This is a genomic window from Oleiphilus sp. HI0061 (assembly GCF_001635675.1).
Genome location: NZ_LWFE01000707.1, coordinates 1 through 961 on the forward strand (window position 1 = coordinate 1; position 961 = coordinate 961).

1 protein-coding gene is annotated in these 961 nt (G+C 46.2%); it reads right to left on the bottom strand.

Going from position 1 to position 961, the window contains the following annotated elements:
- A partial coding sequence (locus A3735_RS08930) for a nucleotidyltransferase domain-containing protein (protein ID WP_068637958.1) occupies positions 1–264 on the bottom strand: 264 nt, incomplete at its 3' end.
- Positions 265–961 lie beyond the last annotated feature (697 nt).

Below are 961 nucleotides of genomic sequence, written 5' to 3' on the forward strand. Positions count from 1 at the left end.
TATTGGCGAAAGCTCTACACTTGGTGTTTGAAGTATCACATCGGTTTTACGCCCATGAAACAAGCGAGATACTTGCGTGCTTATTTTAGCCGCAACGAATACGAGTTCGTCGATATCGTGCTTTGACACCACGAGTAGGTCTATATCACCGCCCTTTGCATGATCATCCACTCGCGAGCCGAACAACCACACTTCTACGCCAGGATCAATTAAACTGGCAACGATACCTTTAATGGATTGCGCTTGCCCTTCTGTAATTCTCATTTCTGCAAATGACTCTAACTATAATTTAAAGCAGTGAATTTTCATGCCTTATCTTACTGGAAGGAATTAGACTTTGGTAGCCACATAGCGCTTCGCTGCACAGAGGACGGGATAGAGCCACATCTAAAGAAAGCCTTAATCTTTACTCGGTGTAGGCCTCAGGCCGCTCTGTGTTCTCGGTGGTGAACCGTCTTTTGTGTTTTGATCTTTAAGGGGTAAACATTTGAACCACAGAGGACACCGGGCGCTTCGCTGCACAGAGGAAGAAGTTGAGACACATCTAAAAAAAGCTTTAATCTTTTCTCGGTGTAGGCCGCAGCCCGCTCTGTGTTCTCGGTGGTGAACCGTCTTTTGTGTTTTGATCTTTAAAGAAAACCAATTGAACCACCGAGGACACCGAGCGCTTCGCTGCACAGAGGACAGGATAGAGCCACATCTAAAGAAAGCCTTAATCTTTACTCGGTGTAGGCCGCAGGCCGCTCTGTGTTCTCGGTGGTGAACCGTCTTTTGTGTTTTGATCTTTAAGGGGTAAACATTTGAACCACAGAGGACACCGGGCGCTTCGCTGCACAGAGGAAGAAGTTGAGACACATCTAAAAAAAGCTTTAATCTTTTCTCGGTGTAGGCCGCAGGCCGCTCTGTGTTCTCGGTGGTGAGTCGTCTTTTAGGATTTTGAACTTAGGAATTCAATATACCA